The 23,475-nt window shown below is 33.7% G+C and carries 10 protein-coding genes; 9 read left to right on the top strand and 1 reads right to left on the bottom strand.

All coding sequences use genetic code 11. The annotated features are described in order from the left end of the window. Nucleotides 1-223: 223 nt before the first annotated feature. Entirely contained in the window at nt 224-1,108 is an 885-nt protein-coding gene (locus E7419_02480) for a helix-turn-helix transcriptional regulator (protein MBE7014057.1), read from the bottom strand. A gap of 443 nt (nt 1,109-1,551) precedes the next feature. Between E7419_02480 and E7419_02475 the strand changes: the two genes are divergently transcribed. The 9 genes from E7419_02475 to E7419_02435 all read left to right on the top strand — a co-directional run bounded on the left by E7419_02475 (nt 1,552) and on the right by E7419_02435 (nt 23,475). Then, the gene (locus E7419_02475; protein MBE7014056.1) at nt 1,552-2,514 is read left to right on the top strand and encodes a hypothetical protein; all 963 of its coding nucleotides are present in this window, start codon (nt 1,552-1,554) and stop codon (nt 2,512-2,514) included. 166 nt (nt 2,515-2,680) lie between these two features. Continuing rightward, nucleotides 2,681-5,056 (top strand): hypothetical protein, encoded by a 2,376-nt coding sequence (locus E7419_02470; GenBank protein MBE7014055.1) that lies wholly within the window; start codon nt 2,681-2,683, stop codon nt 5,054-5,056. 491 nt (nt 5,057-5,547) lie between these two features. After that, nucleotides 5,548-8,550 carry a hypothetical protein gene (locus E7419_02465; protein ID MBE7014054.1) on the top strand — a complete coding sequence of 1,001 codons (3,003 nt, stop codon included), beginning with the start codon at nt 5,548-5,550 and terminating at the stop codon, nt 8,548-8,550. A gap of 191 nt (nt 8,551-8,741) precedes the next feature. Further along, nucleotides 8,742-12,035: a hypothetical protein gene (locus E7419_02460; protein MBE7014053.1), complete on the top strand. Its 3,294-nt coding sequence runs from the start codon at nt 8,742-8,744 to the stop codon at nt 12,033-12,035. A 14-nt stretch (nt 12,036-12,049) separates the two neighbouring features. Next, nucleotides 12,050-14,656 (top strand): hypothetical protein, encoded by a 2,607-nt coding sequence (locus E7419_02455; GenBank protein MBE7014052.1) that lies wholly within the window; start codon nt 12,050-12,052, stop codon nt 14,654-14,656. After that, nucleotides 14,619-17,252 (top strand): copper amine oxidase N-terminal domain-containing protein, encoded by a 2,634-nt coding sequence (locus E7419_02450; GenBank protein ID MBE7014051.1) that lies wholly within the window; start codon nt 14,619-14,621, stop codon nt 17,250-17,252. Before E7419_02455 ends, E7419_02450 begins: the two co-directional genes overlap by 38 nt. Continuing rightward, entirely contained in the window at nt 17,218-20,022 is a 2,805-nt protein-coding gene (locus tag E7419_02445; protein ID MBE7014050.1) for a hypothetical protein, read from the top strand. Before E7419_02450 ends, E7419_02445 begins: the two co-directional genes overlap by 35 nt. A 37-nt stretch (nt 20,023-20,059) precedes the next feature. Continuing rightward, nucleotides 20,060-21,907 carry a beta-N-acetylhexosaminidase gene (locus E7419_02440; GenBank protein MBE7014049.1) on the top strand — a complete coding sequence of 616 codons (1,848 nt, stop codon included), beginning with the start codon at nt 20,060-20,062 and terminating at the stop codon, nt 21,905-21,907. Nucleotides 21,908-21,924: 17 nt separating this feature from the next. Continuing rightward, on the top strand, nt 21,925-23,475 hold the full coding sequence (locus tag E7419_02435) for an extracellular solute-binding protein (protein MBE7014048.1): 1,551 nt from the start codon (nt 21,925-21,927) through the stop codon (nt 23,473-23,475).

Raw genomic sequence — 23,475 nt, 5'->3', positions numbered from 1 at the left:
TACATTCGATTACGAATTATATTGTAGGGTACGGCTGCCTTCCCCTTGAGGGGAAGGGGGACCATCGCAGATGGTGGATGAGGTGTAAAAAAACCGACGAACTGTATTCGGTGCATCCTGAAGGCTGCACCCTACATATATACTTCGAAGAAATTGCCTCCCCAATGTCATCCTGAACGCTACCCTATATGTCATTTTGCATTTTGCACTTTGCATTTTGCATTTACTTTGCGCTCGTTTTCTTAGTTTCTATTCTGAGCCACTTGATATCTCTGTCAAACTGTTGCTTTCTGTACTCGGATGGGGTAAGCATCATAATGCTTTTAAATACCCTGTTAAAATACGTCTGCGACGAAAATCCCAGAAGCTGAGAAATTTCCATAATAGATTTATCGGTAGAAGTTAAGAAAAGTTCAGCGTTCTTAACCCTTATCTGATTTAAGTATTCTACAATAGTTAAGTTCGTTACTTCTTTAAATAATCTGCATAAATATGACGGGTTAATGTAGAATTCCTGACTTAAGGATTCTAAAGTAATGTCATTAGTGTAATTTTCGTGAATATATTCTGTAATCTTATGAATTTTGTCATAACCTTTTTTTGAGGTATCAATAGTCTGGGGTTCCATAAAACCAATTTTTCTGAAAAAAGCGTATAACTGATAGAAATATCCTTTGATATAGTCGGTGGAATAAAAATCGTCAGTATTTGACTTGTGGATATTTGTTACATAATAGGCAAGTTCGTCATAATTTTCTTCACCTTTTCTAAAAATCATATAAGGTTTTTTATAATTATAAGCAAAAATGTTCTTAACATCTTTTTCATCAAGAATAGTCGGAAAGTTAAACTGAATGAGATATTGAATATGATTAAGTTTTGCAAGCGTGCTGTGAACAACCTGCGGATTAATTATAACAATGTCCTCTTCATTTAAAATAAATTCTTCTCCTTGAACGTTTACCTTAAGGGGAATTTTTTTAACCATCAGTACTTCAAATTCTTTATGAATATGAGATGGAGTAAAAAGATCTTCCACTTTGTCGTAATATACAAGATCAATTTTAGTTTTATGATAATGCGTAAGTTTTAAAAATTCAGTTAACATTTCTTCACCATTCCTTTTTTTATGCCATTCTGAGAATGTAGGGCGTGACGACTCGGTACGCCATAATCTAAACCTAAATCGTCGCTGCTATATTGTTGATTATATAATATGAAATAAAAAATGTCAATATTGTACTAAAAAAATACAAAGATATGAGTTGAATACTTTTTGTTTATGTCTTACAATTTAAACAAAGGGAGGGGTAAATTGCCTACCCATTTGTACATATTATACATAAATTTGCCAGTTTCTAAAACTTTATAAATTAATTTAAAAAGTAAAAATAATGAAAATTATGGAAATATAAAATTGCTTCAAGGGTATACCCTTGAGTAATGTATGTAATACATTACTCAAAGGAATCTTAACTAATAAATTAAGACGCAAGGGGCATTTGCCCCGATTGTCTTATAATAAAAAATAAAAGAAGAAAGGTGATTTTTATGGCAAAAAAACTAACAAGTATATGCTTAGCGTTAAGTATGCTTATGATGCTTGGCTTAACAGGTATGGCATATACACTCCCTGCCGATGCGAATGCAGTTATTGTTACAAGAAACGGCAATGTTTATACAGTAGAAGTTTCAAATCCTGTATATGCTAATGCTGATGTGACTTTAGTAGCAGTTGCAAACGGCAATGATATTCCTGAAAGTATGGCAGTCGATAGCGTTGCTTACTTTAACGAAAAGACTGCCGATGAAAACGGCGACGTAACATTTACATTTGAGCCAAAAGACGGATTTAATAATGATAATGGCTTATATGTAGCAGTTTCAACAAAAAGAGGCGTTGACACAGTAATTGCAAGAGCAGAATATTCTGTAAGCGTTAATTCGGAACACGGTGCAGTTTCCGTATACGAATCTGTAAAAGAAGGCGATACTCTTTACTTTAGTGTTAAAGCAGATTACGGATATGAAGTAGCAAATGTTAAGGTTAACGGAAATGTTGTGGAAGAATATATAGTAGAAAAAGTTAAAGATGATATAGAAATTTCCGTAGAATATGAAGTTGTAGCAGCAGCAATTGGAAATGCAACAGTATTTAATACAGATATTATTCCTTCAGAATTTTTAACACAGTATGGTGAAGATATGACTGAAGATGCTCTTAATGCAAAATATGCGGCTGTTATATTCTCAAAAGTTTCTTCCCTTACTTACGAATATGGTATAGTATATTCTAAAACAAATGCTGATCCAACTGCAGACGGAGCTGATTGTAAAGTTCTAAAAGCTAAAAAAGTTGGCTCGCAGGGTGCGTTCGGTATGTACTTATTCAGCGATGTAGAAAATACTGATACATATAATGTAAGAAGTTACGTTAAATCAGGAAACGAATATACTTACGGCGATGTAACAACCTTCACATTACGTGCAGTAGACACAGGCGCTGCAGAATAGGAGGAAATGCAATGAAAAAATATGAAAAAATTCAAATGACTCTTGTGTCAATCGATAATAAAAATATGATATGTAACTTAGCCAACTGGTTAGAAGGCGAAAGTATGTACGCTGATGCGGGAATAACAACATATCAGATAGAATCTTAAAAAAGGAGTTGATATAAATGAAAAGAATTTTATCTTTATTAATTTGCGTAACAATAATTCTTTCAGCGTCTTTCTTTGTAATGCCTGTATATGCGTCAACTGAAGAAGAATCGTTTATAGATTATGCTTATTACAACGATTTTTCAGATGTTTCCGATGCCGCGAAATATCGTCACAGTTCTGGTACAACATACGGTACTATGTCATCAATTTATGACGAGAGTACACAAACTTTTGCAACGGGGTTTGAACATACAAGCGATGGTACATTGAAAATAACTAATTCAAATGATAAGTATTCCGGTGTGTTGATAAATGGCAAAGATGCAGAGGGAAATATTCCAAAACTTATTGTAAGCTATAATATTAAACCATATTTTGGTAGAGATGGGGCATATTATTATGGTACATATAAAGATAACAGGGGAACCAGCAATATTGCTTTGTATAATTACAGCTCTACCGGAAGAGGAATATATACAGGACCTACATCCGGTGGTAAATGGATTGTCGACAATAAGATTTTCGATGTTGGATCTTTTGATGGAACAAAGTGGTATAATATAACACTTGTTTACGATAATGATTCTACGAAAATTAATACCAGAGATATATATATTGACGGTCAATATTATAAAACAACCTCGTCTAATGATGCCAGTGTTATAACATATAATTATGCATCTACAGGTGAAGTGGATATAAGAAACTATTTTAATTCAAATAGTGGCGACTATATTGAATTCGATGATTTTAAAGCATATGCATACCCTAGCAAACTTAAATATGAACTAGAATCTGCTACAGCAAATGAAGTTAAACTTAACTTAAATATGATTCCAGACAGAGCAACAGTTATCCCTGCAAACTTTACTGTTAAAGCAGGCGACAGCGTTATAACACCTGCAACAGCAACTCCATCTGCTGTAGATCCAAGACAGGTAGTGCTTACGTTTTCTGAAAACTTACAACCAGGTACACAATATACTGTATCAGTAGCTAATTTAACAGCAGGAAATAATGATGGAGATGTTGCCGATTCGTTAGTTTTGACTTCGAACCCTGAATTAAGTTTTAAAGTTGCGCCTCCAAAAGTTGAATGGACACAAACAACTAATATTAAATTATACGATTATGAATCTGAATCCTGTCCAATTGGGACAATTACAGAAAAAAATGAAACACTTTATGGAGCATACGAACAAGGCGAAGATGGTATTTATAAAATTGAAGAAGTTGACGGAACAAAAGTTTTAACTATGCAGCAAAATGGAAATACAAGTGTTAATAATACAAGATTAAGATTTCTGCCCAGAAAAGCAAATTTCACTTCAGGTAATGCCTATGCTGCGGAACTTAAGATTAAAACAGATTTTTCAAAATATCCTGAAAATACAATGATTGGTGCATGCCAAAATGCCGGATACGGATTGCCGTTTACTGCATTGAACAATGGGGTTATATATACAAATGAATTACTCCAAAAAAGCATAGGAACTTATACAGACGGAGAATGGTTGACACTTAAAAATGTTTATTACAGTACTCCTGTTATGATTGACTTATCTGATGACGGAATAGATAATCCTACACAACAGTTAAGAAGGGATATCTATGTAAACGGTCAATTTATTAAAACTGAATATGACAGCTGGGATGATTTTGGCAAATATATTATCGGAAATCAAAACTTCAGCCTTTATTTCAGATTAAGAGACAAACATACTTATGTTGAAGATACTAATACTTTAAATACAGTTAATACAGAAGGTAAAGTTTTTATAGATTATATAAGATTTTATAAAACAGTTGATTCTTTTGCAGCAAAACTTGATAAAGCAGAAAATATTGATACAAGTTATATAAATGTAGTATTTAATAACACTCCTGTAGATGCTGATTTAACAAGTAAAATTTATATCGCTGATGAAAATGGAACAAAGGTATCTGACATTTCCGTTCCTGAATTTGTAAATGAATTTAATGCTGATGGTTATGCTTCTAATGTTAATCTTTGGTTTAAAGATGAACTCGAAAACGGTAAAACATATAAATTATGCATAAATGGCGTTACCGATATTATGGATAATACTTTATATCAGGAAGAAACCTTTACAACAAAAGCACTTCCTGAAGCACAGGAACTTGCAATAGTAAATGGTATAGCATCAGTTAAAGTCAACGAATATTCAGAACCTCTTACACTTTATGTGGTAGGTTATGACGTTGTTGACGGCGTTGAACAGATGACAACCGTTGTTACAAAAACAATTAACGAAGCAGGTACATTCTCAACAGATACCGCTGTTACAGAAGATGTTGTTAAAGCCTTCTTATGGAAAGGAACAAAACCGGTTATCGCTTGCGAAAGTGCAAGCGAAGGTACGAATTAAATTAGGAATTAGGAATGAGAAATGAGGAATGAATGTCAAGCAAATTATGCCATACGGCAATTTGCTTTTCAGGACAATTTCTTCGAAGAAGAATATATGTAGGGGAGGGTCTCCGCACCCTCCCGAAACATAAACTGCTCATTATTCATTTAATTGCATTTTATAACAAACAGGTGATTAAAATTAAAGCGGCTTAAGCCAACCAACCCTTAAGCCGCACCGCACCTGTATTCAATTCGTAACTGAAGGTACGAATTGAATAGGTAATAACTAATAGTGAATAGTGAAGAGATAAGGTAAAAACGCGAAGCGTTTCAGAACTAAAATATATAAATCGCTGTGCGATTTATACCTTCATTTCTAATTTCGAATTTCGCATTTCGAATTTACAAAGCCTGCTTGTAGGATATAAATAAGTCAATAAATTCCTGTTGACTTACTTATGTCTTATATAGACAATAAAATAAATACCACTTAACTCATAAGAAAGGATGAATTTTATGAAATTTAAAAGAAGTTTAAGTATATTGCTTATGCTTACGGTTGTTTTGTCAACCATAACTTTTGCAATACCGACTTATGCCAAAACTGAGGAAAAGCCATTCATAGATTATATCTGGTATGAGGATTTTTCTTCGGATACTTTATCTACAGCGTATTTTGGCGGTACTCTTTATAATAGTACAACCCAGATTAATGACGGAACATCATTGATGAGTGGGTATGCATTAACCGATGATAATACTCTTAAAATGACAGGTGCAAGCCAATATGCATATTTTATAACACCATGGAAAACATTGACGGATAAACCTAAACTTTATGTTTCATATCGTGTTAAAACAGATAAACCTACAAAAAACCGTTGGGGAAACAGAGAAGGATATGGTTTGACAACTGTTTTCGGAAGATGGGATGGAAATATCTACACAGATCAGGATACAACAGCAGAAGAAGATAAGGTTGGTTCATTCTCTGCAAATGAATGGGTAACTGTAACTTGTGTATATGATAATGATATTAGCAGTAAAAAGCGTGATATATATATAAATGGTGAACTCAAGAAAACAGCAGACATTTCTGCTAAAGTAACAGGAGATTATATTTATTCGACAAGCGGAAAATATCAGTTTACATTTATGACATATGGTTCATCATTTGTTACAGAACTTGATGATTTTATGGTATATGCATATCCTGAAAAATTAGATTATGAAATTTCTTCCGCTTCAGGGAATGAAATAGTCCTGACATTTAATATGATTCCAAATATAGATACTGTTATTAAAAACAATTTTGCGGTTAATTCAGGTAATATAACTAAGGTGGAGAAGTCTATAAAAGATCCAAGACAGGTTATACTTACTTTAGACGAAACTTTACTGCCTGGAGCTGAATATTCCGTGACAGTTTCAAATATTACTGCCGGTAAAGCAACCGCAGTTGGTGGCTATCTAACAATAGACCAAAAAGATTTAACATTTGAAACAAAACCATATAAAGTTTATGCTGAAAACTTAAAATTATATAACGGAGCAGATGAGGTAACAAGTTTAACTGACGGAACATATAAAGTTAAAACAAACTTTATAAATGAAAGTGAGCAAAATTTAACTCCTGTTATAGCAGCAGGTTTATATGACCAAAATAATGAACTTAAAAACTTACAGTTAATTCCTGTTTCTGATCCAACATTACCGATTGAAGAAGATATTACACTTTCAGGTACTTCAGGGCTTACTTTAAAACTATTTATGCTAAAGAGCAAGACTTCACCCGAAACTGTGTCTAATGTATCGGTATATACTGAATCAAATGCTGTTACTGGCGGGGCATTTGACTCTCAGATTAAAATCATAAGAGATACATTTAATATAGGAACAGTAGTTAACGGGGATACACAGGTTATCACAACAAAAGTTGACACCTTTACAAATGAAATGGCAAGACCTGCAACTCTTATCGTTCTTAAAAAAGGTAAAACACTATCCGATATAGACTTATCAAATCCAATGGCAACAGTTGTTGCACTTGACTCAATAAATCTTACTGAAAGTGGTATGTCATATAAAATCGCAGATGTTAAAGACGATTATGAAGCATATATCTACTTTAAAAACAGTAACAACTTTGGTTATAAAACATTTACATATTATGGCAAAGCGTATATGGACGAAGGTAAAGACATAATAAAAGATATTGAAAAAGAAGAAGTTGATACCTTTATTTCAAACTATAAAGATGCAATAAACCTTGATACTTCCATTTATGATACTCTAAAAGACGGCACAGGAAGTGCAGGCGAAGTTAACGAAAAGGCTATGGTTGCAGAATCAATAGAAGCACAAAGAGAAGAAAAGGATACAAAAGAATTTGCAAGTTTTGAAGAGTTTATAGAAGCATATAATACTGCCCTTGAACTTGTACTTACAAAAACTGACGCAGATGTTATTAATATAATTAATAAACTTGCTCCAAGTGAAGTAACAACATTATATAAAGAAACAATTTCTGATGAGGCAGTAAATGCAGTATATGCTGATTTAAAAGCAAATAAGCCTCTTACAATGAATGAGTTTGAAAAAGCATTTAATAAGAACGTAATATTAAAAGGTATAGAAAAAGAAGAAAATTATACACAAACTCAGACAATAATTGAGAACACAACTTCTATAACAGGAATTGACCTATCGGTTTACAATACACTTAATGAAACAAAACCTGTAATAGAAGCATTATCTAAAAAATCTTTTGCAAATTACGGACTTTTGAAATCTGCTTTTGATGCAGCGGTAACAACAAGAAAAACGGTTGAAAGTAATACTGTTATTCTTCCTCCTAACACACAAACCCCAAGCGTAAGTTTTGGCGGAGGCGGAGGAGGCACTGCAGTCATTCCTTCTCCTATGGAAAAAACTGAAATTGCAGTTGACCCTGAACCAACCGAAGAACCGATTGTTCCAACATTTGGATTTACCGACCTGTCAGGATTTGACTGGGCAAAAGATGCTATAAATAACCTTTATGATAAAGGAATAGTAAACGGCGTATCTAAATCAGCTTATAATCCTTCGGGAGATGTTAAAAGAGAAGAATTTGTAAAAATGATTGATACTCTTTACAGTGCCGAAAGCACAACTTCAACATTTACTGATGTTAATCAAAGTGAATGGTATGCACTATATATAAATAAAGCAGTTACAGCAGGCATAATAAAAGGTATGAATGAAAATACTTTTGGCTTAGGTCAGGGTGTAACAAGAGAAGATATGGCAGTTATGATTGTAAGAGCATTAAAACTTGAAACAAACATCACAGGCGAAACATTCTCAGATGACTCAAGTATAGCAGATTATGCCAAAGAAGCAGTATATACCTTAAAAAATAAAGGAATAATCTCAGGCACAGGTAACGGAAACTATGAGCCTAAGAGAGTAATGACAAGAGCAGAAGCGGCAGTGTTAATCAACAATATTTTAAATATTGTTGATTAACAAGTGCGAAATGCGAAATGAAGGAAAACAAATTGTGCCAAAAAAGGGACTGACCCTTATTAAAATGTTTGCTTTTGTGAACATTTTGGGTCTGTCACTTTTTCGGCACCGAAATTGGAAATTCGCACTTCGAATTTAAAAATGCATTCTGCATTTTGTTGCCAAAGGCAAACAAGGAAGGAGAAAAAGATATGAAAAGAATACTTTCAATGCTTATTGCAGTATCTGTTATTCTGTCTATGATAACAGTTATACCTGCACTTGCAGAAACGGAAGATTTAAAAGTTTATTTTTACGAAGATTTCGTGAGTGGATATAAATCAGGACAAGATGATGTAATCAGTCTTGGTGTTAAACGTTCACTTATAAATGGTGAGTATGTTTACTCTGTTGACCATAATTCAGAAGGTTACGAAACAATCAACTTTGGTACAACTGTAACTGTACCGGATGAAAACAAAGTTGTTGTTGAATATAAAATGAGCGGTTATCTTTACGGTGGTTCAAACTCAATAGGATTCCACCCGACAAGTGGTATTCCGACTGTGTACGTTGCCAAAGAAGGAATTAAGGCATATGCATATACAGATAAGGAAACCATTGCTAAACATGACATAGACAACGGACTCACGATTACTGTGGTTTATGACAATGAAAATCCTATGAGGGATATATACATTGATAATGTTTTTATAGGAACTTATGATATGGGTGGTTTGGATGCAGGAGATAAATTCTGTGAAGAAGGCTCGCTTCCTCTTAACTTTTATAACCACGTTCATGGCGGAGCAAATTTATATTATCATTACTTAAAAGTTTATCAGGCACCATCAGATTACAGCCCTGAAACTTTCGTTCCCGCATTTTATAAAAATATAGGTAAACCCACACCACAGGTTGCAGGCGTTATAAATTATGACGATAATTTTTACTTTAATGTTATAAATGCGTTAGGCTTTTATAACGAAGGAAATATTGGCGAATATAAACCTGATGAGCCTATGACAAGACTTCGATTTGCAGGAATTATTGCTGAAATTTTAAATGTTTCTCCTGTTTTAGAAACAACAGGAATTTATAAAGATATTGCAAGACGTCACTTTATGTCAGGAACTTTAGAAGCACTTAACCAGATGGGTGTTATGAAGGGCGTAGGAGCAGAGGAATTTGGTAAAGATCAGGAAATTACTGTTCCTATGGTTTCTGCAGCATTAGTTCGTGCATTAGGATATAAGGAATTTGCAGAATATTATTCAGGATATGAATTAGGTTATGTAACTATGGCTGATAAGGCTGGACTTCTTAAAGGAATTTCTCAGTCAGGAAGTTTAAAGAGCAAAGATATAATTCGTATTCTTTATAACTTTATGAATGCCGAAGTTTATGAAACAGTTGGTGTAAGTAACAATAATTATATTAAAGAAGCAACAAGCGGAAACACAATTTTAAAAGTTTATCACAACATTGCAAGCGTAAGAGATATCGTAAAATCAAATGAAGTTACTTCTCTTACTTCTAAAAAAGGAACTGATGAAGATGCAGTTGTAATAGGAAATATTTGTCTTAATACTAACGGTACTTCTTTAAATCAGTATCTTGGTTACAGTGTTGAAGCATATTATAATGTTGAAGATGAAACGATTCTTTTTGCAGGTGTAACAGATAAGAATAATGCACTTGTTATTGATATTGACACGTTTGTAAGATATTTAAGTGAAAAGATAACTTACGAAAAAGACTCAAAGGAACTTACAGTTTCACTTTCGTCAAGTGCAGATATAATCTATAACGGAAAATTTGAACCATTTTCAAAGAAACTTTTTGAAAATATTGCAAACGGTAATATAACTTTAATTGATAACAATAATGATAATAAATATGATGTAGCATTTATTAACAGCTACATTAACGGGGTTTTAGATACAAAATCAAATGACGGATATGTGTTAAGATTTAAAAATAATGTTCCAAGCATAAAACTTGAAGATTATGCTGCTTATGATATTAAAGATGCTGCGGGTAAGAATGTTGCTTTTGAAGTAATTTCAGAAAATAACGTTCTTTCTATACAGGAATCAAAAGATAAATCATATATGCTTATAACTGTAGGAACTGCGTCAACTATAGGTTCACTTACTGAAATCTATTCTGATGGCAGAGTTACAAGGCTTAATATCGGTGGGGAACTTATTAAGGCAGACCCTGTATTTGTTAGTTCAAATTCATTCTTAAAACCTGGTATAACAGGCGAATTTTTTGCAGATGCTTACGGCAGAATTGCACACTATAGTGAAATCACAACAAGAAGTGCAGGATATGCGTACTTTATCGGTATGTGGGATGAAGGCGAAAGTTATGATTATGTAAATATTAAAATGTTTACCGAAGGTAAGCAGTTAGTTGAACTTAAAACTGCTAAAAAAGTTACAATTGACGGTGTAGCAGGCGTAAGTTCAAAAACTCTTATGGAAAATAAGCAACTCTTTAACTGGAGTAAAGAGGAAGATCCTAACGATCCCGGAACTTTAATTGACACAAAAGGAAAGGCTAAACCTCAGCTTATTTCATATAAACTTAATTCTGACGGAGATATTATAAAAATTGATACACCATTTTATAATGTTGGAGTGGAAAACCCTGATAATACCCTTATGATAGTTACAATAAACGAAGAGATGGAATACGACAGTATTGATATAGCTTTCGGGGAGTCCGTATATCTTAACGGAGGATGCAGGGTATTTACTATCCCAAATGAGAATATAGCATTTGCAGATGCAACTGAATTTGATGTGAAAGCTCCTTCATCTATTTTCAGAGGTGAAGCTAAATATACGATATCGGCATACAAAACATCGAGCAATACTTTGGGCGCAGATATTTTGGTTACTGAATCGACATCAGGCGGTAGCTTTGATTCTTATGACCATGCTTATGTAGTATCCGATATTACAGATATATGGGATGAAAAGGAAGAAAAGGCAATTAAAAAATTAAGTTATTTCCATGACGGAAAGGAAAGAAATTGCTTAGTTCCTGAATCATCATATCTTAACGGAATTTCAAAAGGTGACGTTGTTATCTTAAGTATAAATTCAGATAACGAACTTACTCAGGCACCAAAATTAAGATATGACTTTGACGCAGATACAGATGGTCTTGATGAAACAGTTCAGGTTGCAGAAGGTAACAGAGGAACAATTCACAGAGTAACCTATGGAGTTATTTATGAACTGAAAGGAAATCTATTTACTATTACGAAAGATCCTTCACCTGCACCTGATGCAGACGGAAATCCTACACCTGTAGCAAAAGAACTTCACAGAATTCCTACTTATATCTATATTGTAGATTCAGCTACACAAAAGGTATCAGTCGGCGAAAAAACCGATATAACTGATTTCGTAAGAGATAATATAAATTATACTAAAGCAGTATTTTATGAAACCAAAGAATATGATTACGACCTTGTTATCATTAAATAAGGGGGAATGCTAATATGAAAAAGTTTTTAAGCATATTTTTAGCAGTTATTATTTGTTTTTCATCTGTATCGGTTCTCGCATTTGATGCAGACGGATTCCCTGAATTTATGCCTCAGGTAAATATCGGAAGAGCAAACTGGTCAGCTGAAACTCATAACGGAACTATATGTTATGACAGAGAGGGAAATCCTCTTATGTGTTTTACAACTCAGGGCGGATTTTTCTGGGTTATAGACCTTATGACAGGACATGTTAGGGAATGTTTTAATACTATTGGAACTTACATTATGGCACATCTTGTTTCAACTGCATCCGATGGTAAAGTATATGTTCATTTTTATCCCGGAAATGTTTTTAATGTATATGATCCTATTGCAAATACTTATACTGTTTTAAATGATGGCTCAGGTTATCATTCACAGGATGGTGGAGTCATTACGGAAGACGATATAGTTTATTTAGGAGAATACAGGGACGAAGGTGCAAGAGTATTTGAATATAATATAAAAACAAATGAGTATAAGTACTATCCTATTTCAGATGTTAAATGTACCTACGTCAAAGGCGTAACTTATGATGATAAGTATATTTATGCTGGTACAGGTACAGGCGCGGAAAATACAAAAATGTTTCGTATTGATAAGGAAACAGGAGAGCAAACTATATTTTTAGAAGATACAGGCGGAGGTATTATTTATACCGCCTATATGATAAATGGTAAGATAGTTGCCAATACAAACGGAAGATTACATATTGTTGATCCAAAAACTCTGGAAAAAGAAATATCCATTCCTTCAAGTCATTCAAGACAGGGGGAAATTTTCCCTTCTCCCTATGACGGAAGAGTTTTCTATCATTATCGTGAAGGTGCCTTATGGTGTTATAATACTGAAACCAGAGAGCATAATAAGGTTGTAGCATGTCCATTAACTGAAACTCTTGCATGGGCAGAACTTTCAAATGGTGACTGGGTTTTATCCTTAAGAAGTGACGCTATGGAAAAAATTGGATATTTTAATCCGAAAACCAATGAAGTAACAGTTCTTAATTTAGACAGAATTGCCGATGCAGGACCAAATGGTCAGGGGTTTGATATTTCTCCTGAAGGAATTTTATACAGGGGCGGATATCAGACATCTATGGGTGCCTATAATATAAATTCAGGCGAATTTATATTCTCAATGCCTAAATGGCATCAGAACGAGGGTACGGGATTTTTAAACGGAAAAGTATATTTTGGTGTTTATGTTGATGCAGTAATGTATCGTTATGATCCTGAAAAACCTTTAACGGAAGACTATCTTAGTTACAATTACAATAATATTTATCAAGGCTATGATGCCAATCCGTCAATGACATTTGATATTGAATATGGGCAGGACAGACCTTTCGTAGTTGAAGGTTATAACGACAAACTGTATATAGGTACAATGTCAGGCTATAACATATCGGGCGGTGCACTTGTTATAATGGAGGAGGAAGACGGAATTAATCCTCCTAAAGCAGAAGTATATAATAATATTATAAATGGTCAATCTATTACAGGTATTGCAGTTAAAGATAATCTTGTATATGTAAGTTCAACTGCCCGTAATGGTAAAGGTGAATTTGAATATCCTGATCTTAGTCCGCAGATAATTGTTTTTGATGAAAATAAAAAAGAGGTTGTTAATACTGTAACACCTGATTTACCTGTAGTAGGAACAAATGCCAAAACCATAGGTGATATTTCATTCGGTCCCGACGGGTTGTTATATGGTGCTGTTGCTGACAGAGATGGCTTAATATTTGCTATGGACCCTGAAACTTTTGAAGTAGTAAGATATGTTTCTCTGAATACCGGATTTGAAAAAGTCCCTCAGGCAAGACAGGCATATTTACGCTGGGGAGATGACGGATTATTATATACTACTTGTGGATGGGATGTTTCTGTTGTTAATCCGTTTACGATGGAGTATAAAAAAATTACCCCTAATTGTTCACTTATGACATTAGACCATAATGGTAATCTTTGGTATTCAAAAGGTGCTTACGTATTTAACCGATATATTAATCAGTATGACAGATTGCAGGGATTTTTAAATATTTTAGATACTTATTTAAATAAAGAAGATTATACTGCGAATGAATGGGCAGAACTTCAGAAAGAAATTGAAAAAGCCAAAAAATATACTAAAGAAACTGACTGGAAGGATATCCAGGATACAATCCGTATAATCAAAGGGTTAAGAGATAAAAAACCTTATGTTAAACCAACAAACGATATTGATATAATCTTTAATGGTGAAAAACTGGATTACGATTATGATACAACAGGAACAATTAAACTTTATAACGGAACAACCTATGTTCCATATAGAGCATACCTTGAAATGTTAGGATATAAAGTAACCTGGAATGTTCACGCATCTAAAATTACAGCAACCAAAGACGGAAGCGAAATTTCTATGATTGTTCATAAAAATGATTATATCTTTAACGGAGAAAAAGTAGAGTCTGATATTTGTCCAATCCTTCTTTCAGGAAGACAGTATATACCCGTAAGATTAATTTCAGAAAAATTAGGATATGAGGTAAAATGGAATGAAGAAGAAAATAAAGTTTACGTCGATAAAAAATAAACTCTTAGTTTTATTAACATCGTTTAGTATAATATTTACCTGCTTTTCCTCAGACGTAATGGCTGAGGGAGGGCAGTTTCCACGCTTTTATGATGAAGAACCTTTAGGAAGAGCAAGCTGGTCTGCGCAGGTTCATCATGGAGCGGTTTGTTACGACAAGGATAACAATCCTTTACTTTGTTTTTCTACTCAGGGAGCATATTTTTTTGTAGTTGAACTTGAAACAGGAAAGGTAAGAGCACAGTATGATATTATAGGTTCGTATGTAAGAGCGGATTATATAAGATGCGGACCTGATAATAAAGTTTATGTTTATTTCTATCCCGGTTTTCAGTTTAACGTATATGACCCTATAGCTGAAACTTTTGAAGCATTTGATATGAAAGAACTTGATCCATACGTTCAGGACGGAGGTTGTATGACCGACGACGGCGTAATATATATGGGGGAATATAACAAAGAAGGTGCAAGTGTATATATGTATAACACCTATACAGGCGAAGAAAGAAAGTATGGACCACTTGATAAAAAATGCCATTATGTAAAAGGTGTTGCCACTGATGATAAGTACATATATGCAGGTACAGGAGTTGGTGCGGAAAATGCAAAAATGTTCAGGATTGATAAAGAAACAGGGGAACAAACTGTATTTTTAGAAAATCCGGGTGGCGGAATTGTTTATACTGCTTACTATATAAATGATAAAATTATAGCGAATACTAACAGTGTATTCCATTTTGTAGATCCTGTAACTTTAGAAAAAACAGGAGAAATTAAAACATCTCATTCAAGAACGGGTGATTTGCAAGTTTCTCCTTATAATGATAAAATTTTCTATCATTATAAAGCTAAAGAAATTTGGGAATGTAACACTGAAACATTGGAAGAAAGAAAAATTTGCAACTCGGAACTTACCACCGCTCTTCAATGGGCAAAACTTAAAGACGGCAGATGGGTTTTAGCAATGAGAACCGATCCTATGGAAAAGGTTGGATATTTTGACCCACAGGCAGGAACTGTTACTTCTTTTGATTTAGATAAAATTGCAGATGCAGGACCTTATGTTCAATGCATCGAAGTAGGGGAAGACGGGCTTTTATATTGTGGTGGATATCAGACATCAATGGGAATATATAATACCAACACAAATGAATTTATCGCATCACTTCCTAAATGGCATCAGAATGAGGGAACGGGATTTTTAAACGGTAAAACATATTTTGGAACTTATGTTGACGCGGTAATGTACCGTTATGATCCTGAAAAACCTATGGATGACAATTATCTTAGTTATAACTACGATACTAAGTACAGAGGTTATGATGTAAACCCTTCTATGATATATGATATTGAGGATGGGCAGGACAGACCTTTTGTTGTAAAGAGTTACAGGGATAAATTGTATGTCGGTACAATGTCTAACTATGCTGAATCGGGTGGTGCATTTGTAATCATTGAAGAGGAAGATGGTATAAACCCTCCTAAAGCAGATGTTTACAGAAATATAATAAAAGACCATTCGATAACAGGTATTACTTTTAAGGATAATTTAGCATATATAAGTTCAACCGCAAGAAACGGACTTGGAACTGAAAATCCTGATACACCTTGCCAGATTGTTGTTTTCGATATAGATAAAAAAGAGGTAGTAAAAACTGTTACTCCCGATTTTCCCGAAGTAGGGAAAACTGCAAAAACAATAGGGGAAATATCAATTGGTCCTGATGGACTTTTATGGGCAGCAATTGAAAGAGACGGATATATTTTTGCACTAAATCCCGAAACATTTGAATGTGTTAAATATGTTAAGTTGAGTCCCGGATTTGACAGAGGTGCTCTGGCACGACCTATCTATTTAAGATGGGGCGATAATGGATTTTTATATACCACAGCAGGATGGAATATTACGGTAGTAAATCCTGAAACTATGGAGTATAAAATTCTTGCCGAAAAGTGCAATGTTATGTCTCTTGGACAAAATGACGATATATGGTACGCTCATGATGCTCAGGGAGAACTTTTTAAAATTCCGATAAATCAATATGACAGATTGACGCACTTTATTAAGGAAACAGAGCGTTTAAAAGAAGAAGATTATACTAAAGAAGAATGGTTAAAACTTCAGGATGAAATTAATAATGCCAAAGTATTAGGCGAAGATACAGATAACAAAACTATTATAAAAACAATCAATACTATTAAAGCATTGAGAGATAAAAAAGCCGTTAAACCTTTAGAAAATGATACTAATATAATTTTTTACGGACAAAATATTACATTTAATGAAGATACAGGTGTAATAAAGCTTTATAAAGACAGAACAATGGCACCATACAAAGCATTTTTGGAAATGTTAGGTTATGAAGTAGAATGGAATGTAAAATCAGGGATAATAAAAGCAAAAAAAGACGGACGCGAAATTTCTATGACCGTTAACAAAAACATCTATACAATAAACGATAAAGTAGTTGAATTTGATGTAACGCCTGTTGTAATGAGTGGCAGAATATATATTCCTGTTCGCTTAATTGCTGAACAGTCAGGCTATGAGGTTAAATGGAATGAAAATGAAAATAAAGTTGAAATTATTAAGTAAAATTTTAATATTTGCACTTTTGGTAAGCAATCTGTATTTTCCGATGGAGGCACTTGCCGCCTCCACGGAAACGGATTTTCCTGCCTACAGTGATGAAATCGATTACGGACGAGGAGTATTCTCTGCTGCGGTAACGGGCGGAGCAATCTGCTATGATAAGGATGGCAACCCTCTTATGTGCTTTTCTGTTCAGGGTGGAATGTTCTATGTTTGTAATTTGCTTACGGGTGAGATTGTAGATAAAGAGTCTATAACGGGAAAGTATGTAATGTCCCATCTTGTTAAAACTGCATCTGACGGAAAGGTATATAATCACCATTATGAAGCGAATACTTTCGATGTGTATGACCCTTTGACAGGGGAGTATAAGGAGGTATATCCGGGTGTAAGCATTCACTCACAGGATGGCGGTAATGTAACCCACGACGGAAAGATTTTACTTGGAAGTTACTATAAAACAGGCGCCTGTGCTTACGAGTATGATATAAAAACCAATACTGTTAAAACTTATGGTCCTCTTGATAAAAACAGTCATTATATTAAGGGGATTGACGCTGATGAAAATTATATCTATGCGGGAACAGGTATTGGAAAAGGCAATACAAAACTTTACCGCATTAACAGAACAACAGGAGAGAAAAGCGTTATTTATGATTTTGGCGGTTCAATTGTATATAATGTAAAGGTAAATTCCAATTATATTATTGCCCAGACAGGTTCTGGATGCTATATTATAGACAAAAATAATTATAGTAGTGTTGATTTGCTTGCAGGATCAATTCCTTCAGACCCATCTCCTTATGATGAAAATTTGTTTTATACTATTGTATCCGGAAAAGAAATACGCAAAATAGATGCAGAAAATAAAAAATCAAAGTGGATGTGTAATATTAGTGATTTGGATGAACACGAAGAGGTGGAATTTACTCAGTGGGCAACGCTGCCGACAGGGGAAAAAGTATTGGGATTTCGAACCAATAAGATGAATAAAATAGGATACTTTAATCCCAAAACGAATAAAGTTGTTATGCACAAATTGGAAAATTTTGAAGTCAGAGGTCCTAAAATTCAATCTTTAGAGATTTCACCCGATAATATAATTTATATGGGAGGATATCAGACTGCAATGGCAGCCTATGATATTGAAAAGGAAGAATTTATATATAAACTTCAATATTGGGACCAAAATGAAGGCGTAGGCTTTTTAAATGGTAAAACCTATTTCGGAGTTTACACAGGTGCTCAACTTTGGAAGTATGATCCCGAAAAAGAATGGAATTATTCGCTATACAAATCTGATGATGGTAACTCACAGGGAGTTAATGCTAATCCCCGTATGGTATATGATATTAAAGAATCTCAGGACAGACCTTTTGTTATAAAGGAATATGATAATAAACTTTATATAGGAACAATTCCTGCGTACAATATACTTGGCGGATCACTTACAATATACTCTGAGAATGAAACCGAAACACCTTCAGCTGTTACTTACAAAGATATTATACAAAATCAGTCAATTACAGGTATCGCCGTTAAAGGTAATCTTGTATACCTTAGCAGTTCGGTAACAGGAGGACTAGGTATTGATCCTATAGAAACTCAGGGAAAAATTGCAGTATTTGATACCGATACCGGAACTTTGGTAACCCAACCATTTACCCCTGATTTGCCGATAATCGGGACAAATTCAAAAGCAATAGGAGAACTGTCATTCGGACCTGATGGGCTTTTATGGGGCGCATCATCAAATCAGGGGTTGGTATTTGCTCTTGACCCTGAAACTTTTGAAGTTAAAAAATATGTATCAGTTGCAGATGCCGATCAGGGTGCTTTTATGAGGCCTGTGTATTTAAAATGGGGCGATGACGGTCTTTTATATACAACAGCAGGAGCTCATCTTTCAGTTATAAATCCCGAAACTATGACATACAAAAGGTTGACAAGAAATGTTGCTATTATGTCTTTAGATTCAAATGGGGATATTTGGTATGCTAAGCAGGGTAATTTCTACAAAATGGAAATAAATCAGTTTGCAAGGCTTAAAGCAATTTTAGACAGTATTGATTATAATGATTACGAATCATCAACAGCTTTAGGGGAATTAAAACTTCTTTGTGATTCCGCTAAATTACTCACTGAAGACTCTGACAGAAAAGATATAATTGATGCTATAAAGAATATAAACGCAAAGAAGAAGGAACTTAATAATACATCTAAATATGTTTCGGATTTTAGTGCAGAACTTGATTATCTGAAACAGACTGTTAAAATTTCAGGAACGCTTAAAACAGGTGAAGAGGTATCGATAAGAATTTTATCTCCTGAAGGAAAAGTAGTTTTACTTGATCAAGTTTCAAAAGACGTAAAAAGTTTTACAAAAACTTATCGAATTAGTCCTCTTTTAAAGGGTGAATACAAGATTTATCTTGATGCTAAATCCTATTTAAAACCTGTTATGAGGTCAGTTAACTCAAATCCTCCAGAGGATGCAATTGTAATTAACAGTGTTTCGGCTTCTGATGATAGTGGTGTTGTTACTACAAGGCTTTCCAATTATTATGATAACACCGTAACACTTAACGTGTTTGTTGCAGAGTATTATAAGCAAAGTCAGATTTTAAAACAATCAAAGTTTGAAACATATAAAGTTAATCCGGGTAGTTTTGCAATTTTTGAAAGTCAGTTTGCAAACACATCGGATACTGAATATAAACTGTTTATCTGGGATGAAAATATGGCACCGATAACGGCTCCTTATGAGAATTAATTTTACAGATTAGAATGACTATTGCGAGGTTGGTTGAATGATACTAAAAGAAGAGTTTCAGAATATAAAGGGTAAAATTTTTAAGTTATATGATTTTGAAAGTGATGTTTTATTTGAACTTTTAGAAAGAGAAGATGTGTATATCTCTTTTGACGGAAAAAAAGCATTAATTTGTGGTAAGATTAAATCTAATACTGCCCGTGCTCTTACCCTCTTTATTAAAAATATAAATGAGGGAAGAAAAACATTTGAAATTTCAGAAACCAAACATTTTAAAAATTTAGGATTTTCCCTTGACGTTTCAAGAAATGCGATAATGAAGATTGAAAAGGTTAAAGAGTATATCGATATTTTAGCATCTTTAGGTTTTGATTCAATGATGCTTTATATGGAGGATACCTTTGAACTTCCAGGATATGAATATTTTGGATACAGGCGAGGAAGGTACACCTTAGAGGAACTTAAAGAGATAGATGATTACGGCTTTATGATGGGTGTTGAAATTGTACCGTCAATCCAGACTTTAGGGCATCTCGAACAGTATTTAAGATGGAGAGAGGCGGACGCTATTAAAGAAAATTCAAAAGTTCTTTTATGCGGAGAGGAAAAAACTTATAAGTTTATAGAAGATTCTTTAAGAACGATAAGTAGTGCTTTAAGAAGCAGAAGAATAAATATCGGATGTGATGAAGCCTCAGGTGTCGGATGCGGTAATTATCTTATTAATAATCCTTATCGTGAGCGTTTTGAAATTATAACAGAACATCTTAAAAAAGTATATAGTATCTGCAAAAAATATGATTATAAGCCAATGATATGCGGCGACTTATATCTTGCACATTTTGGAGAGAGTTATTATGATTTTAATACCAAAATAAATGAAGATGTAGTACGGGAAATTCCTGGTGCTGATATTTTATACTGGGATTATTATCATAAAGACAGGAAAGATTATGAAAAGTTACTTACCCTTCACAAAGAACTTAAAAAGAATATAATTTTTTATGGAGGAATATGGACCTGGTGCGGAATTCTTCCAAATCCTTATCACACATATCGTACAATGGAACCTGCACTTTCAGTAATGCTTGAAAATAATATAAAAGAAGTATGGGCAGCAACCTATGGCGATGACGGAACTGAAACAAATATGTTCTTTGCCGTTCCATCTCTTACCGTATTTTCCGAAAAATGCTTTAAGGGTACAAATTGCACTGATAAAGATATTGAAGATATGAGTAAGTTTGTTACTAAAGTTTCTTTAAAAGATTTTTATGCTTTATCAGAATTTCATTATCCTTTTATTGAAAAGATTGAAAAAAATGAGTATATCTGGCCAAATTATATGGGTAAAAAATTATTTTATACTGATGTATTATATAACTTTGCCAATACTTATGATTTTAAAGAAATCAAAGAGCATAATCTTAAAGGATATGAGTTAATTAGAGAATCAGGAATCGGCACAAAGTGGGAAATGTACTTTGATTATGCAAGGCTTGCTTTTGAAATAATCTTAGATAAAACAAGAATTATAACAATGATAAGAGATGCTTACGATAAATGCGATCTTAATAAATTAAGTATTATTGCAAGTAAAGATATTCCGGAAATTTTTGAAAAATATGAGTCTATACATACTTTGGCTGAAAAACTATGGCTTTCTACAAATAAAGTTTTTGGCTGGGAAGAACTTGACTCAAGGTTTGGTGCTGTAAAATCAAGGCTTTTATATGCCAAAAGAACGATTGAAAGTTTTGTAAAAGACGATATTTCAAAAATTGAAGAACTGGAATATGAGTTTATTGATGATATGCACGGAAAAGCATATCAGTGTGGTGGAGTAGCAAAATATGCTGAAATAAAATCAACTGCACTTGTTTAAAAAAGGAGGATAAAAAAATGAAAAAAACATTATGTTTACTAATGGCATTAATTATGGCAGTAGGTTTACTTGCAGGATGCACAAACGGTACTACAGCAAATGAAGTGTATGACCCTGATATCAAAGTAGGGGATACAGGCGGGCTTAAATTGCCTCTTACCAAAGAACCAATGACATTGACTTGGCAGGTTGTATCAAGTGAAACTGATATTGGTGATAGTTGGTTTATGCAAAAATTAAGAGGTGTAACAGGTGTTGACGTTCAGCTTAATATTATGCAGGCATCAACAGTTAATGAAAAACTTCAGGCATTAATCGCAGGTGGAAATATTCCAGATATTATTGGTTCTATTCCAACCGACGAACAGGCAATTGACCTTGCAATGCAGGGAGCTTTTGCACCTGTGGAAGATTACGTTGATAAACTTCCAAACTTTAAGAAAACATTTGTTGATAATAAAGATAACAACTGGATTTTCGATGCATTTGCTGCTCCTGATGGGAAATTATACGGATATTATGGATATGATTATAACCGTGATGTTAATCATACATTTATGTATCGTAAAGATATCTTTGATAAGCATGGAATAAAAATGTGGAATTCTCCTGAAGAATTCTATCAGGTGCTTAAAAAATTAAAGGAACTTTATCCATCTTCAACTCCTTATGTTTCAAAAGTTACCGACCAGATATTTTCAAAATGGGCACCAGGTTGGGGAATTAAAGCGCATGAAACATACTTTGATGAAGATGAAAAGGTATGGAAATATACAGATACAGATCCAAAATATAAAGAAATGCTTGACTTTATGAAAAAGTTATATAATGAAGGTTTAATAGACCCTGAATTTTTAACAGCAACTCAGTCTGCATGGACTCAGAAGATGACACAGGCTGATAAAGCATTTGTAACATTTGACTGGATTGACAGAATGACAATGTTTAAAGAACAAACTTTAGAAACTGTTCCTTCTTATGATTTAAGATTTGCAAATCCTGTAGGACCTAACCAGACTTATGCAGAAGCAAATCAGGTTTGCTGGGCAAGATATGTTAAAAAGCAGGATCCAAAAAGAGAAGAAGTTGCATTTAAACTTCTTGACTTCTGTCTTTCACCGGCAGGTAAAGAACTTATGACATTAGGATTAGAAGGCGAAACTTATACTATAGGCGAAGACGGAATGGCAAAATATATTGGTTTTGAAGAAACTCCTTCAATGACTGAGTTGATTGAAAAATACGGAATGTTTACCGAAGGTATGTACTTATCATTTGACAGAAGAAGTTGCTATTTTAACTTCAAACCACAGCTTAAAGAAGCACAGGAATATATGAAAGATGAAAAACATGTTGATCCTTTAGATCCTGAACTTGCATTTACCGAAGATGAAACTGAAAAGAAAAATGAATATCTTGCAACTTTACAAAAATCAGGAAAAGAATTTGCTGTTAAGTATATTCTTGGTAATGCATCATGGGATGAATGGGTAAATAAAGCAAAATCACAAGGTTCAGAAGACTTAACTAAGATTTATAATGATGCATATAAAAGAATTGCAAAATAA

It is taken from the genome of Oscillospiraceae bacterium (genome assembly GCA_015068525.1).
GTDB lineage: Bacteria > Bacillota > Clostridia > UMGS1840 > HGM11507 > SIG450.
This window is presented reverse-complemented; position numbering and strand designations above follow the sequence as displayed.